Source organism: Streptomyces sp. NPDC055955 (genome assembly GCF_042270245.1).
Taxonomy (GTDB): Bacteria; Actinomycetota; Actinomycetes; order Streptomycetales; family Streptomycetaceae; genus Streptomyces.
In genome coordinates this window covers 351,284-365,364 of record NZ_JBHJYS010000007.1, presented here as the reverse complement: position 1 = coordinate 365,364, position 14,081 = coordinate 351,284, and the positions used below count along the sequence as shown (strand labels likewise).

Annotated in this window: 13 protein-coding genes and 1 tRNA gene; 6 read left to right on the top strand and 8 right to left on the bottom strand. The window is 69.2% G+C overall.

The genetic code is table 11. The annotated features are described in order from the left end of the window. Window positions 1–1,356: a helix-turn-helix domain-containing protein gene (locus ACFC96_RS17505; RefSeq protein WP_376229231.1), complete on the bottom strand. Its 1,356-nt coding sequence runs from the start codon at window positions 1,354–1,356 to the stop codon at window positions 1–3. Window positions 1,357–1,587: 231 nt separating this feature from the next. Between ACFC96_RS17505 and ACFC96_RS17500 the strand changes: the two genes are divergently transcribed. The 4 genes from ACFC96_RS17500 to ACFC96_RS17485 all read left to right on the top strand — a co-directional run bounded on the left by ACFC96_RS17500 (window position 1,588) and on the right by ACFC96_RS17485 (window position 4,634). Continuing rightward, window positions 1,588–2,346 (top strand): hypothetical protein, encoded by a 759-nt coding sequence (locus tag ACFC96_RS17500; RefSeq protein WP_376229230.1) that lies wholly within the window; start codon window positions 1,588–1,590, stop codon window positions 2,344–2,346. A 75-nt stretch (window positions 2,347–2,421) separates the two neighbouring features. After that, window positions 2,422–3,333, top strand: coding sequence for a phosphotransferase family protein (locus ACFC96_RS17495; protein ID WP_376229228.1), 912 nt, complete (start codon window positions 2,422–2,424; stop codon window positions 3,331–3,333). Continuing rightward, complete coding sequence (locus tag ACFC96_RS17490) at window positions 3,334–4,026, top strand: class I SAM-dependent methyltransferase (RefSeq protein WP_376229227.1); 693 nt, start codon at window positions 3,334–3,336, stop codon at window positions 4,024–4,026. Between the two features lie 29 nt (window positions 4,027–4,055). Continuing rightward, window positions 4,056–4,634 (top strand): HAD domain-containing protein, encoded by a 579-nt coding sequence (locus tag ACFC96_RS17485; protein ID WP_376229225.1) that lies wholly within the window; start codon window positions 4,056–4,058, stop codon window positions 4,632–4,634. 33 nt (window positions 4,635–4,667) lie between these two features. On the opposite strand, the gene ACFC96_RS17480 is transcribed toward ACFC96_RS17485, so the two are convergent. The 5 genes from ACFC96_RS17480 to ACFC96_RS17460 all read right to left on the bottom strand — a co-directional run bounded on the left by ACFC96_RS17480 (window position 4,668) and on the right by ACFC96_RS17460 (window position 9,801). After that, window positions 4,668–6,362 carry a relaxase/mobilization nuclease domain-containing protein gene (locus tag ACFC96_RS17480; protein ID WP_376229223.1) on the bottom strand — a complete coding sequence of 565 codons (1,695 nt, stop codon included), beginning with the start codon at window positions 6,360–6,362 and terminating at the stop codon, window positions 4,668–4,670. Continuing rightward, complete coding sequence (locus tag ACFC96_RS17475; protein ID WP_376229222.1) at window positions 6,359–6,889, bottom strand: plasmid mobilization relaxosome protein MobC; 531 nt, start codon at window positions 6,887–6,889, stop codon at window positions 6,359–6,361. The genes ACFC96_RS17480 and ACFC96_RS17475 overlap by 4 nt, the downstream gene beginning before the upstream one ends. 257 nt (window positions 6,890–7,146) lie before the next feature. Then, on the bottom strand, window positions 7,147–7,959 hold the full coding sequence (locus ACFC96_RS17470) for a DUF2637 domain-containing protein (protein WP_376229221.1): 813 nt from the start codon (window positions 7,957–7,959) through the stop codon (window positions 7,147–7,149). Window positions 7,960–8,167: 208 nt separating this feature from the next. Beyond that, entirely contained in the window at window positions 8,168–9,454 is a 1,287-nt protein-coding gene (locus ACFC96_RS17465; protein WP_376229219.1) for a DUF3631 domain-containing protein, read from the bottom strand. Between the two features lie 152 nt (window positions 9,455–9,606). Continuing rightward, the gene (locus tag ACFC96_RS17460; protein WP_376229248.1) at window positions 9,607–9,801 is read right to left on the bottom strand and encodes a hypothetical protein; all 195 of its coding nucleotides are present in this window, start codon (window positions 9,799–9,801) and stop codon (window positions 9,607–9,609) included. 131 nt (window positions 9,802–9,932) lie between these two features. Here ACFC96_RS17460 and ACFC96_RS17455 point away from each other — a divergent pair, with 131 nt between their 5' ends. Then, window positions 9,933–10,616 carry a helix-turn-helix domain-containing protein gene (locus ACFC96_RS17455; protein WP_376229217.1) on the top strand — a complete coding sequence of 228 codons (684 nt, stop codon included), beginning with the start codon at window positions 9,933–9,935 and terminating at the stop codon, window positions 10,614–10,616. Then, on the top strand, window positions 10,613–12,244 hold the full coding sequence (xerC, locus tag ACFC96_RS17450; protein WP_376229216.1) for a tyrosine recombinase XerC: 1,632 nt from the start codon (window positions 10,613–10,615) through the stop codon (window positions 12,242–12,244). The genes ACFC96_RS17455 and xerC overlap by 4 nt, the downstream gene beginning before the upstream one ends. A gap of 34 nt (window positions 12,245–12,278) precedes the next feature. Here the strand turns inward: xerC and ACFC96_RS17445 are convergent. Then, window positions 12,279–12,351, bottom strand: a tRNA-Lys gene (locus tag ACFC96_RS17445). Window positions 12,352–12,472: 121 nt separating this feature from the next. Beyond that, window positions 12,473–14,017: an amino acid permease gene (locus ACFC96_RS17440; RefSeq protein ID WP_376612988.1), complete on the bottom strand. Its 1,545-nt coding sequence runs from the start codon at window positions 14,015–14,017 to the stop codon at window positions 12,473–12,475. Window positions 14,018–14,081 lie beyond the last annotated feature (64 nt).

Sequence of the window (14,081 nt, the reverse complement as noted above, 5' to 3'; positions counted from 1 at the left end):
TTAGGCGAGTGCTTCGCGTGCACGGCGGGCGAGTTCGGTAGCCCCGGGTACCTTGCGGCGTTGGTAGACCGCGAGGGTGGACCACAATGACGTGACCGCCTTGCGGGTTCGGTCGGAGGTCATGCCCTCCATGAGCGTCAGGGCTTGCGACCAGGCGGCGACAGCCTCGTCGGCGCGGGCCTGGGCGGCGAGGCTGTCTCCCAGGTCGGCGTAGGTCAGGGCATGGACGCGCCTGTATTTCACCGGATCCCAGCGGACCAGGGCGTCGCGGTGCTGTTGCTCGGTGCCGACGTGGTCGGCGAGGTCGGTCAGGGTGCGGGCGGTGTGGCTGGCCACAGTGCCGGCGGCCGGGCCGCTGACGCGGGAGTAGCTGGGCTGAGGGCCGTCGTCCCTCAGGAGAGCGTTTTCGGCGGCGAGCAGGGCGCGTGCGGCAGCGGGCCTCTCGTTGGTGGCCGCGTAGGCGCGGGCGTGCGTGATGTGGAGCAGAGCCTCGGTCTGGCCGTCGATGTGACCGGTGCCCTGACCGAGAGCTGCTTCGGCGAGGTCGACGCAGTGGTGGGGTTGCTTGAGGCTGAGCGCCTGGTGGGCGAGTGCGCGCATCATCCAGGCGGCGTGGCCGTGCGGGTCGGCCTCGCAGGCGAGCTGGTAGCCCACGCGGTAGTAGCGCTGTGCGGCGCCTTCCTGACCGAGGTCGTGGTGCTTCCAGCCTGCCAGGTAGGCAAGTTCGGCGACGGCGCCGAACGCTGCCTGGCGCAACGGCTCGGTGGTGAAGCGCCCGCGGAGCATAGGGGCGGCGGTGTCGGCGAGGTAGGCGGTGACGGTGGTTAGGCCGTGGCCGCCGCCGAGGCGTTCGTCGGCCGCGCTGAATGCGGCGGTGATCTGCCGTACGACGTCCACGTCCTCCGCACCGACCAGCGTGGTGCCGGTGCGGGCACGGAGCATGCGGGCGATGGCCTGGTGGTCGTAGGCGAGCGGCATGGCGACGCCCGCGGTGGTGAAGGTGGCAACCGCGAGGAAGCGTTGGCGCTCGACGTCCGCTCGGCCCAGATCGGTCACCGCCAGAACCGGGTCGCCCTCGTCCTCCTCGTTGCTGTCAGATGTGTCCAAGCCGATCTCGGCCAGGGTGACGATGCGGCCTGCTCGGCGGGTCAGGGCCTCGGCGAGGTACCGGCCAGTCCGGCCACTGGGCTGGCGGGTGCCGTTCACCCAGTGGGAGATGGCCGACTTGTTGGTCTGGGTGATCTCCCCGTTCTCGGCGGCGATGCGCCGCACGTCCTTCGCCAGGGCCTCGTACGTGCAGCCGATGGCGTCGATGACCTCGCGCAGGCGGGAGTTGGGGGCTCTCTGCGCTGCCACGATCGCCTCCGTGTCTGGGGCTGTAAACCGCGTATACCGCTTCAACTGCCCTTCACCGTACCCACTGTGCGTGATGGCGGGTTCACTAATCATCAGCCGCCCGGAACGGTTCCAGGTCTGACCGTGATTCCAGGCTCCCCACTTGGCCGGCCGGCTCCTAAGTTCCGTACACCCGCTTTGGGTTCGGGCATACCTGTGCCCGGGCCCGGCCGAACAGAGACGGAGACGCCGGTGACCACCACCGATATCGCAACCCGTACGGCCATCACGGTCGAACTCCCCGAGGCTTTCGACGAGCGCTGGAGCCGCCTGCCCGGCATCCAGGTCGAGGTCCGGCGTATCACCATCGACCCGGCGGAGTATTTCTTCCGCTTCGAGTCCAACAGCTGGCTCGTCGCCGACTGGGAGCTGGTTAAGTCCCAGCTCCTGGAGGTGGACGAGACGACTGAGAGCGCCGTCGAGCAGCTCGCGCTCGACTTCATCAAGCAGCACGGCGAGTCCACCTCCGACGCGGCCCGTGTGCTGGCCGTCGCGTACGAGGTGTACGCCTACCTGTTCCGCGAGGAGCACCTCGCCTCGCTCGGCCTGCCGCAGATCACCGCCGAGCACCTGCGGATGCTGCGTGAGGCGGCCACGCTCATGGCGCTCAACAAGATCGAGCTGGACGGGCACATCTCCAACGTCGGCCCGTGCTGGTTCTTCCCCGCCGCCACCTCCGTCGTTTTCGACCTGGACGATGAGATGGGCGGGATGCTCGACGAGGTCTACCACGGCGGCTGGTTCAACGAGCACCGCCGCATCGAGTCCATCAAGGCCCACGCCGCGCTCGGTGGCCGGCTCGTGCACGGCTGCCAGTCCGTGCCGGACCAGTCCGGCGGCGTGGTCGCGCCCTACGGTGCCTCGATGGCGAACTTCCGTGACGACCTCGCTGCGTTCAAGGCGGGCTGGACCGAGCAGGTCTACGCCCACCGCGTGAACCCCGCCGCGTAACCCACCCGATCAGGCTCCGGGGCGGGTCGGCATCTCCCGCCCGCCCCGGACGCCACCATCCCCCGGAGCGCTCACGTGACCGCGAACCCCAGCGTCGAACTCCTCGACAACCTGCTCACCGCGACCGGCCAGACCACCGCCGTACGGGAGGAGGTGCGCGTGTGGTCGATGTCTGGCGTCGAGCGCGTGGTCTTCCCCGATGGATCCACGGCCATCTTCAAGTACGCCAAGAAGCCGTTCGACTGCGAGGACCAGGCCCTCCGCCTGGCCCACACCCTCGGCGTACCCGTCCCCCAGGTCCACGCCTCCGCCGTCCTGGACGGCTGGCTCGGCATGCTCATGGAGGACCTCGGACCGTCCGCCCGCGAGGCAGACGACCTCGACGGCGTGGCCGCGGCCGTGGTCCTGCACGGCACCCGTACGGCTCCGCCCTTGCCCGTCCTTGACCAGGAGCGGCTGCGCACGCTGCCGGACCGGGCGCTGGAGCATCTCGAACGGCTGCGCAAGGCTGACCGGTGGCAGGACACAGACGACGTCGAGGAGGCGCTCGACCGGATCATTCGGGACGCCGAGGCCCGCTCGGCCGGAGCAACGATCGCTCCCTTCGGCTGGGTGCATTCCGAGTTCCACCCCACCAGCCTCCACATCAGCGAGCGCGGTTGGCGGCTGCTCGACTTCGCCCGCGCCTTCACCGGCCCCGGCCTGCTCGACCTCGCCAGCTGGCACGGCACCCTCGAGGAGCCTGATCCCGTACGCCTGCGTGCCTTCTTGGACACCTACGTCACCGAAGGCGGCACTCCCGACGCCCTCGCCGAGCGCGGTGGTCTCCCCGCTGAGAAGTGGGCGCTGGGCTGGCACCGCATGTGGGCCGTCGAGTGGTTCATGGAGCAGGCCATCCGCTGGATCAACAACCCGGCCACCGACCCCGCGTACACCAAGGCCGTCCGCCGCCACCTCACCGATGCCCTCCGGCTCCTGGAGGTCTAGATGCCGCTCGCTCAGGTGTCCCCGTGGCACGCACATGCGCTCCAGCGCACCGCTCGCCCTGCCGAAGCACTTCCCGTGCCGGCCCGTTTGGAATGGACCACCAGGCCCGGCAGCGGTCCGGGTGCCGAGATACTCGGCCCTGACCTGGCAGGGAGGAGGCTGCTCGAACTCGGCTGCGGACCCGGCCACAACGCCGCCCACCTCGCCACCCGGCACGGAGCGCACGTCACCGGCCTCGACCTCGTCGGCCTTCAAGTCCGGCGAGCGCGCTCCCATTACGGACGTCTCAGTAACCTCACCTTCGTAGCCGGCCACGCTCTGCACTACCTGCAAGCCAGCGGCGAGCAGTTCGACGCCATCTACTCGGTCTTCGGAGCCATCGGCCTGATAGCACCCGAACTCCTGCTCCCGGCGATAGTCCAGCACGTGAAGCCCGGCCGGATCCTGGCTTTCTCGGTGCCTCACCCCGAGCGGGGAGGCCGCCGTCCTTCAGCGGACGATCGACCACGCCGTGATCACGTAATGCTGCCGGACCACACCCGACTCCCCGTTGCTCGATGGGACTTCGACGCCAGTCGCTGGGAGACACACCTCGACCGTGCGGGCTTCTGGCTCACCTCAGCTCAGGAGTTCCACGACGCCCGCCACGGCCGCTGGCCCACCACCTTGCTCATCACCGCCCGCAAGCTCTGAACCCCGCTCCAGCTCTCCTGGAGGATTCGATGCGCCAGCCCTACCTGCTCCTCGACATAGACGGTGTCCTCATACCGTTCCCGAACGACGACGGGACCACTCCGGCCACTCACATCAGGCACGACGTGGCCCCCGCCGGCCGAAGCGCCGACGACTCCGTTGCAGTCTGGCTCAATCCCGACCACGGTCGCCTGCTCATGGGCGTGTTCCGAAACGGAATGGTCAGCCCGGTCTGGTGCACCAGCTGGCGCCGGGACGCCACCACTCTGATCGGCCCGCTCCTCGGCCTCCCGCCTCTGCCGTACGTCGACCTCCCGCGCCCGCAGATCACCACCAGCCATCCGAACGGCTACCTGTGGAAGCGGGATTACGTCGACACGTGGCTGGGCGATGCACCCGCGATCTGGATCGATGACGACTTCACCGGCCTCGACCACGCATGGGCCGCCGAACGCACCGCCCGTGGCATGGCGACCCTCCTCATCCAGCCCGACCCGCACGTCGGGCTACAGGTCGGGCACCTGTCCCAAGCCACCTTGTGGGTAGATGGGTTGTCCCAAGTCGCGACAGGCGCGCCCGGCACCGCACCGGGAGTCGAAGCCGCATAGCGCCGAGCCCAGGTGCGGCTCACGGCGGGAGTGTCAGCGTCGCCGCGCCTGCGGCCGCTGTGGCGGAGTGGCCGGAGCAGTGAGTGGTGATGGCACCGGTGTGTTCGGACGGCGTGCCGCGCTCTGCGCCTGTGCCGCACGTGCGCGGGCGCTGGGCACCGACCTTGTGCTGAGCCGTTCGACACGCCAAGTCAGGACCCGCGCGGGTCGGCGGGCATCATCGAGCGCACGTTGGTCGGCGGCCTGCTGCAGGAGCTGCTTCGGGTCGTGCCCGGCCTTCTCGGCGTCCGCCAGCACGGCAGCGAGTGCGTCGAAGGCCGGATCCTCCAGCACCTGTTCCGCGTGATCAAACACTGTCTGCCGGATGAGGAGGATGTGCCGCTCCACCACCTGTTGGGGTGGCCTGCGCTGGGCGAGCACAGTCAGCGGTGCGACGGCCGCCTGTTCATAGGCAGCCTGCAGATGGACCAGGGTCTGGTGGGCTGCCACCACCTGTTGGTCGTGATGTCGGAGCTGGTGCCAGCGGGCGGCGGCGATGACGACGAGGATCGCGGCGTCGAGGAACATCACCAGTAGGGCGCCGTCCTTGGGGTCGGGCTCGCGGACCATGGCTCGCACGGCGCCACGTAGGGCCCGGGCGTGCTGGTGCTCGGCCTGGATGCGGGATCGGGTGGCGCGCTCGAAAAGCTCCGCAGCCTGACGGAGTCGGGGCCGAACGGCCTGGGGCGCGAGAAGGGGCAGGGCGTCGAGGGCCTCGCCGAAGGCGGCCAGGTGGGCTTGAGCGGCTGTGTCGTCGCCGTGCTCAAGGCGGTGGGGAATGCGTTCCGCGGCGGCGGTGGCCTGGTGCCACGGGTTGGCCCTGCGGAGGCCTTGCTGCTGTTCGGCGGCGTCGAGGCGCTTTCGGATCTTGGGGAAGGACAGGTCCGGGGAGAGTTCGGAGCCTGAGTACCAGATCGGTTCCTGCTTGCTGTTGGTGTCGCCTTGGAGGGCGACGGTGTAGCCGCGCACGTCCCCGGAGGGGAAGTGCTTAACCTCGACGAGGATGCCGTCGGTGTGCTCCAGCAGACGGACGAACTCGTCGGTGCTGGTGGCAGCGGCCACGGCGACCCGCACCGTAGTGCGCAGCCGTTCACGGGCGGTGCGGTCGTGGCCGGCGCGCTTGGCCTTCTCCTGTTCGGCCCGGGTGGGTCGCTTGGCGGCGGTGCGATCTCCACGTACGACCTGGCGCAGGCCGTACTCCTTCTCGATGGCGGCGAGTTCGCGGTCAGCGGTGAGATAGTCGTTCCAGTGGCGTGCGGTGCGCAGGTCGGCGCGGACTTTGGTGGCGGCGATGTGGATGTGGTCGGGCGCGTGCCGTACGGCGACCCAGCGGCAGCCGTCGGGATCGCCGCCAGGGGCGATGCCGGTGGCGGCGACGACGCGGCGGGCGATGTCACCCCACTCCTCGTCGCTCAGGATGCGGTCGGTCTCGGCGGCGCGGATCGAGCAGTGCCACACGTGCTTCTCGGGGGCGCGGCCGAGCCGCTCAGCCTGCTTGACGTGCAGGTCGAGATCGGCGACGAGGCGCCTCTTGGCGGCGTCGAAGCCATCGGCGCGGCCGGGGTCGGGAGCGAAGCCATCCCAGGAGGCGACCAGGTGCGGGTCTGTGTGGTCCTTGGCCTTCTTCGTGTCGTAGAGGTAGCGGATCAAGTTGGCGGTGTCCTGGCCACCGCTGATCTTTGCGATCATCGAGCCGCCTTGTGGCTGACGGCCTGGTTCGCGGCTGCCGCGATGTGGCTCACAGCCGAACCGACGGCGTGCAGGGTCTGGTCGGTCTGGGCCAGCAGGGTGCTGTCCTCAGGGTGTGGATGGCCACCGGAGTTGAGTTTCTTGGCGATCTGGTTGACGTTGTGGCCGATGAAGGTGACCTGCCGGCGCAGGGCATTGAGTTCGTCGATGTAGTCGTCCAGCTGGGTGCGTTGGCCGGGCACGGTGAGGTCGCCGTGGACGTGGGCCAGAGTGACGACGGCGACGTAGTGGGCGCTGCTGACGTTCAGCGACTTGGCCTTAGCGAGGATGGCAGCCTTCTCCTCGACGCTGTAGCGGGCATCGACCCGCTTCTTGCGCTGGCCGTTGGGGTCGGGTTTGCGGCGGCGAGCGATGCGGTGCAGGGCAGCTGCTTCGACGGCGCGCGGCAGCGGCACAGCAGCAGTGGTGTCGGTGTCGGTGGGCTGTTCCTCCTCGGGCGCCCCCTGGCGCCCGAGTGGCTCCGCCACCCCCGGGGCGGAGGCTTCCCCGTGGGGCCGGCCTGTGGACGGTCCAGCGGGATACCTTGCTGGCGCTGTGGTGGCTGTTGTGGGCGTGGGTATCGCCTCGTGCATAGAAGACAGTTGATGGTTCGACTCGGGCACAGAGACCTACTCAGATGGGGTGGGGCGGGTTCGTGATGTCGGGTCGACGCGTCACGGAAGGAGGACTCGTCCCCGCGCTGACCTGCGCTGGGACGAGTGATGCGGGAGCTGGCAGCCGGAGGTCAGGAGGCGACAGCCGTGTGCGCGCCCTCACTCGACTCCCTTGCGGCGGCTTCGTCGAGTTCGGCCTGGAGCACGTCCTTGATGCGCTCAGCCTCATCCTTGCCAATCGGACGACCGGTGCTGCGGATCGCGTCCTCGATGTGGCGGCGCGAGGCTTTGCCGCCACGTCCACGTGACGCTCGGCGGGCGACAGCGAGCAGCTCAGGAGCGACGGCTTCCGGCTCTTCCTCTGAGGGCTCGGGCGAAGAGGCGGAGGAATCCGCCACGTCGGCGCCTTCCAACGCCACATCCGCCGGGGCATCCGCCACCTTGAGGGGAGTGGGCGGCTGCACGTCCAAGGTGGCGCCGTCGCCGGAGTCGGTGTCCTCCTGTTCGGTCGTCGGCTCGGGTTCACGCTGAACGATCTGGTAGAGGTGCACCGCGCCGGCCAGCGCGAGCGGCGGGAGGGCGGACAGGATGCCCACGGTCCAGTCGCCGAGGTGCAGACCGCTGTCGTGGCTCTGCTGGTTGAGGCGAACGGCGTGGAGCGCGTTGGCCCAGATGCTGATGACGGTGGCGAGGCCGACGAGCACCCACACGTACACGCGAGCGAGCGTCGACGCGGACCGTAGAAGCAGCAGGGTGCCGATGCCGATGCCGATGAACCCGTCGATCACGAGAGGGAAGCCGAAGGTGAACAGGGCGCGGATGTGGGCGGCAACGGCCATCTGCCGCAGGGCGTCGTAGGACAGGACGAAGCCGATGGCGCCGAGCACGACGATGCCGAAGCGGATGGCGCCGGTTTTGGGTGCGGTGAAGGTGCGCGGAGGCACGTGACGATCTCCGGTGGGTAGAAAGCACCTACGAGCGGGCAGCGAGGCAGGGCGCTGCGGCCGCGAGGTGCGGGGACTCGTACCACTCGTTGCATGCCTGGTCAGGGCAGGTACGGGTGGCGCGGTGATGTCGGGTCGACTCGTTGCGGGTCCCGCACTCGTCCCGCCGCTGACCTGGGCGGGGACGAGTGCGACGGGTCGAGTCGGGTCAGGCTGCGGTGCCGGGGAGCGGCTCGGCAACTGCCGTCTCCTCAGGCTCGGGTTGAGCGGCAGCAGTGCCCTCGGGGCAGTAGCGGGCCCAGGCGTCGAGGAACTGGTTCCGCGCGAAGCCCTTGGCCTGGGTGCCGTCACCGAAACGCCGGTTGGAGGAGCCGATGCCGTAGTCCTTCAGCAGGAGCTGCAGGCCGCGCGGAGTCAGACCGCCCGTGCCGTACTCGGCCCACGGCGCCTCCTTGTCCTCCCGAAGGAGCTGGAGCAGGCGACTGGTGCGCAGGACGGGCGGGTCGTTCTCGGCGGCGAAGGCGCGGCGGATGTCGATGAGGATGCGGGTGCGCAGTCCGCCCTCCTCGTCCTGCCCGGCCTCGTAGGCGGTCATGGTGCGGCAGGCGGCGCGGGCGAGCGCGGGCCAGTCTCCGCCGGCCAGGTCTGCGATGGCGACCAGGGGTTCCCAGGTGTCGGCGGCGCGGTCTTCCACCGGCATCGCGGGCTCGGCCGCCGCGGCCTCGGCGAGCAGAGGCCGCAACCAGGCGGCGAGCCGATCGCGCACCTCGTGCAGGGAGGGGGTGTCGCGGATCGTGCGGAAGGAAGCGACCGTCTCGCCCGGTCCGCGGCGGCGCATCCGGATCACGACCGCCCGGTCCTGGATGGTGTCGGGCAGGTCGCCGATCCCGGCGAGCGCCGCCATCGCGAACGTGGGGAACTTCTTGACCGTGTGGTCGGGCCCGGAGACCCGCAGCGTGGGCCGGTTGCGCTGATGCCCGGCGTTGAGAAGGCCACGCAGCTCCTCGTTCTTCTCCGCCGCCTTGATGGTGCTGAAGAGGGTGTCGGCCTCGTCGACCATGAGGGTGGGCGGATCCTCGTCGGTGATCGAGCGGAAGATCGCGGCCGGGCTCGCATTCACGGTGATCAGCGGGTTGTGCACCGTCTCGGTCACCACGTCCAGGAGCCGCGACTTACCGCACCGCTTGGCCGGTCCGACGATCGCCAGGCGGGGCGCGTGCTGCCAGGCGCGCTGGAGGTGCGTCGCCGCGATCCACAGCGTCACCGCGGTGAGCGCCTCCTCGCTCGGCATCACCACGAACTTGGCTATCTGCGCTCGTAGTTCATCCAGCACCTCGGCACCGCACGTCGGCGCAATCGGCTCTTCAGGCGTCTCCTCAGAGGCGGAATAGGACTCGGGATTCGGGGGTTGCACTGGGCAGCTCCTTGTCTGGCGGTGGCGGGCTCGCACGCCCTTGCCGCCGGGTCGGTTCGCTTCGGGCCACAGGGGAGCCATCGGGCCTCCGGCGTCGCACCGCCGGGGGCTCTCCCCTTTCTCGCGGACGCACGGCCACCGCGAGGGACCAGGAACGGTATGACCACACCCCGGCGAAGTCCAGCGCTTCTGTGTCAGCTCAGCGCAGAAGCGCTGTCGCCGCACACGGCCCTTCACGCAGCCAACCCCAGCAACTGCAACAGATCGGCCGTCACGACCCGGTAGGCATTACCGAGCCTCAGCACCTTGCAGGGATACTCACCACGCTTGGCCAGCTCGTACCCCTTGCTCCTCCCAAGCCCCAACGCCCGGTTGCCCGTCTCCAGGTCAACGGAGACCGGAAGGGCAAGCAACTCATCCCGGCTCATGCCGTCCGCCCACCCAACGGCTTCGTTCTCGCGCACACGCACTCCATCCACGACTGAGCCCTCGGCGAACACGTCGACCGCGTCCGTCTCCAGGCATCCAAAAACCAGGATGGTCGAGCTAATGTGTCTACATGACACAAAACCGTTCTGACCATGGAACCGGGAAGGAGAGGGACGGCGACGACGTCCTCGAATGGGAGGACCACGTCATGGCCACAGTGGCCGGCGCGGTCCGCAGACGGCGGAAGGAGCTGCGATGGAGCGCTCAGGACCTCGCCGACAAGTGTGAGGAGATCGGCTACCCGATCCCACGGAACGTGATCGCCAACATGGAGTCCGGCCGCCGCGCCACCCTGCCCCTGGTCGAGGTCATGGTGCTCGCCAGAGCCCTGCGCGTGACCCCCATCAGCCTCATCTACCCCGTCGGCTACGTCCCCGAGGTCCGACCGCTCCCCTACGAAGACCCCCGCTCGACCTGGGACGTATTGCAGTGGTTCACCGGTCAGTCCCCGGACTTCGGATCCGAGGACTCGATGCTGGATCACTTCCTCGCCCACGACCTTGAACTCCGCTCAGCCCTCGCCGCCGTGGAGAGCGAGGAGTACGAACGCTGGAAGGTCAAGACCGCCGCCAACCACATCCAACGGGGAGCCGCCGAGCGCGCGTTGGCCCGCTACACCGATCAGGCAGCCAAGGCCAAGCGCGCCCTCCGTGAGCACCGCGACTTGATCCGCGCTGAAGGCGGCACCCCTCCCGACCTCCCGCCCCAGCTCGACGACATCGACCCGAACCCCGCTGAGGAGAAGAGCCCTTGAAGGGATCCACCCACCGCCGCTGCTACTGCCGCACGCCCGAGACCGGCAAGCCGCTCGGCAGCAAGTGCCCCAAACTCACCAACCGCAAGCACGGCTCGTACTCGGTCCGCCAGGAACTCCCACCCCGCGAGGACGGCACCCGCCGCTCTTTCAGCCGCGCCGGCTACGAGACCCTCAAGGCCGCCCAGAACGACCTCGACCGCGTCCGCGCGCTCATCGGCCTCGCCGACAGCGACGACCCGGACAGCATCGAGCGGATCACGACCCTCCTGGAAGAACTCACCACCGACAAGGCACCGCTCCCCGACATCGAGGAGACCCGGCGCCGTCTGAAGGCCGGCATCGACCTGCGCGGCAGCATGCTCGTCGGCGAGTGGCTGGACCTGTGGTTCGCCTCGAAGAAGAGCCGCCGTACGACCCTCAACGGCTACGCCTCCCACATACGCGTCCACCTCAAGCCCCGCATCGGCCAGATACGCCTCGACCGCCTCAACGTCGGCCACCTGGTCGAGATGTTCGACGCCATCGCGGACGAGAACGAGGTGATCACGGCCGAGAACGCGGCTCGCCACGCGCAGATCGCCCGCACCAAGCCCACCAAGCCTGGCCGCCCCATCGCCTCCGAACGTGCACACCTCGCCGCCGAACGCGCCAAGCTCGCGGAGATGGAGCCGTTTCGGAAGCAGAACGGCCCCAGCACCTGGCAGGCCATCCGCCGCACCCTGCGCGCCGCGCTCAACTCCGCGATCTCGCAGCAGCTCATCACTTTCAACCCGGCGTCCCACGTCGAGCTGGCCTCGGGCAAGCGCCCCAAGCCTCTCCTCTGGACCGACGAGCGCGTACGCCGCTGGCGCCAGACCGGCGAGATCCCCGGCCCGGTGATGGTGTGGAAGCCCGCCCAGTTCGGCGAGTTCCTCGACGCGGCCGAGGATGACCGCCTCTACCCCGCTTTCCACCTCATGGGCACGCGCGGCCTCCGTCGCGGCGAGACGGTCGGCCAGGACTGGCACGACGTCGACCTCACCAGCGGGCAGATCACACCCGCCAAGGAGATCGTGGTCGACGGCTGGGACACGTATGAGTCGGAGCCCAAGACCGACGGCAGCGCCGACACCATCGCGCTCGACAGCATGAACATCCTCGTGCTGCGCGAGCACAAGGCCCGCCAGGACAAGGAACGCGAGAAGTGGGGCCCGGCCTGGCAGAACACCGGCAAGGTCTTCACTCAGGAAGACGGCTCCTGGCTGCACCCCGAGACGCTCTCCGCGACCTTCCGCCGCATCCTCGCCGCGACCGACCTGCCGCCCATCACCCTCCGGGACCTGCGGCACGTAGCCGCGACGCTCACGCACGGCGGAGGCGGCGACATCCACACGGTGAAGGCGACCTTGCGGCACTCCACCATCACGCTGACCTCGGACACGTACACGAGCCTGCTGCCTGAACTCGACCGGGAGATCGCAGAGAAGGCGGCGGGCCTGATCCCCCGCGCCCGTGTGCCGAAGCCTGCCGCTCCGGAGCCATCCGTCCGGCCCTGTGCCGCGCCATCCGCTCACGCATCGCTCACGCACGGACCTGCAAACGAAACAGCGCCCGAGCCAGCCGAAGCCGACCCGGACGCTGCCTAGCAGGTCAGAGGGGGTAACCCCTCCCCCACACTCGTAGACCCTGTGGGACTCGAACCCACAACCAATGGATTAAAAGTCCACTGCTCTGCCAATTGAGCTAAGGGTCCACACGCCGGACCGCGCCGACGCATCCCCGAGCATAGCCCGCCGGGACCGGGAGGCCGATCGGGTATCGGCCTCCACGGCCTGTCGGAGGTCACACGGGCGGCCGGACGGCGCGCCGACCGCTCACGGATCGACCGGTTCCGGCGCTCCCACACGCCCCGCCTCACGGGCGACGGTCCGCGCGTGCTCCGGGTTGAGGAACCAGTGCCGGGCCGACACCAGCCACCACACACCCGCGAAACCGAGGACCACGAGGACCGCGATCGGGGCGTAGTTGAACGTCTCCCACGTGACCGGCGCGACCTGCGGCAGCATGAACAGGACCGTGATGACGGCGACCCACACCACGGCCACGATCCCGATCGGCCGCGACCACCTGCCCAGGTGCCAGGGCCCGCGCTCGAAGGCGTCGCCCTTGCGCAGCCTCAGCAGGGTCGGCACGACGTACGCGATGTAGAGGCCGATGACGGCGATCGAGGTCACGGCCGCGTACGCCGTGACGTTGATGAGGTACGGCAGTCCGAGCACGAGGGCGCCGAGCGCGGCGAGCCACACCGCGGCCACAGGGGTGCGGGTGCGCGGGCTGACGGTGTGCCAGACGTGCGAGTACGGCAGCGCCCCGTCACGCGAGAAGGCGTAGATCATGCGGCTGTTGGCCGTGACGGAGGCCATGCCGCAGAAGAGCTGCGCGCCGATGACGACGAGCAGCAGCAGCTTCCCGGCCGTCGCCCCGAGAGCGTCGAGCAGGATCTGCGCGGGCGGCGCACCCGTCGCCGAGCCGAGGGCGCCCCGGTACGACTGGATGGCGAAGGTGAAGCCGAGCAGCAGCACGAACCCGGCGATCCACGACGTCCAGATGGAGCGCACGATGCCCTTCGGCCCCGCGGTGGACGCGTCGTGGGTCTCCTCGGTCATGTGCGCGGAGGCGTCGTAGCCGGTGAACGTGTACTGGGCCATCAGCAGTCCGATCAGGACGACGTAGAACCCGCTGCCCCAGCCGGTGTTGTTGACGAACTTCGTGAAGACGAACGACGCGGACTGGTGGCTGTCCGGCGCGAAGGCGAGGGCGCCGACGATGACGGCGACGCCGACGACGTGCCACCAGACGCTGACGCTGTTGAGCAGCCCGACGATGCGCACGCCGAAGGTGTTGAGGAGCCCGTGCAGCACGAGGATCGCCGCGAACAGCAGGATCGTCCGCCCCGGCGTCACCTCGAAGTCGAACTGGAGGTTCAGATACGCGCCGAGGAAGGACGCGGCGCCGAAGTCGATCCCTGCGGTCACCGCGACCTGTCCCAGGACGTTGAACCAGCCCGTGAACCACGCCCACGCGGCGGCCGTCCGCGCGGGTGCGAGCCGGTGCGCCCAGAAGTAGAGGCCGGCGGAGGTCGGGTACGCCGAGCAGATCTCCGCCATCGCGAGCCCGACGAACAGCGTCATCAGCCCGACCCCGACCCACCCCCAGGTGATCAGGGCGGGGCCGCCGGTGTTCATCCCGAACAGATACATCGTCAGGCACCCGGAGAGCACCGAGATGATCGTGAAGGAGACGGCGTAGTTGGAGAACGCCGACATCCTGCGAGCGAGGACCTGTGTGTAGCCGAGCTGAGCGAGACGTTCCTCGTCGGTCGAAGGCGGCGGTTGCTGCGCCGCTGGCTCACTTGTCATGCCCCCAGCGATTCCCGTACCGGGGGCGGGGCATGCGCGGGCCTTGGCCAAATAATGCCCGCGG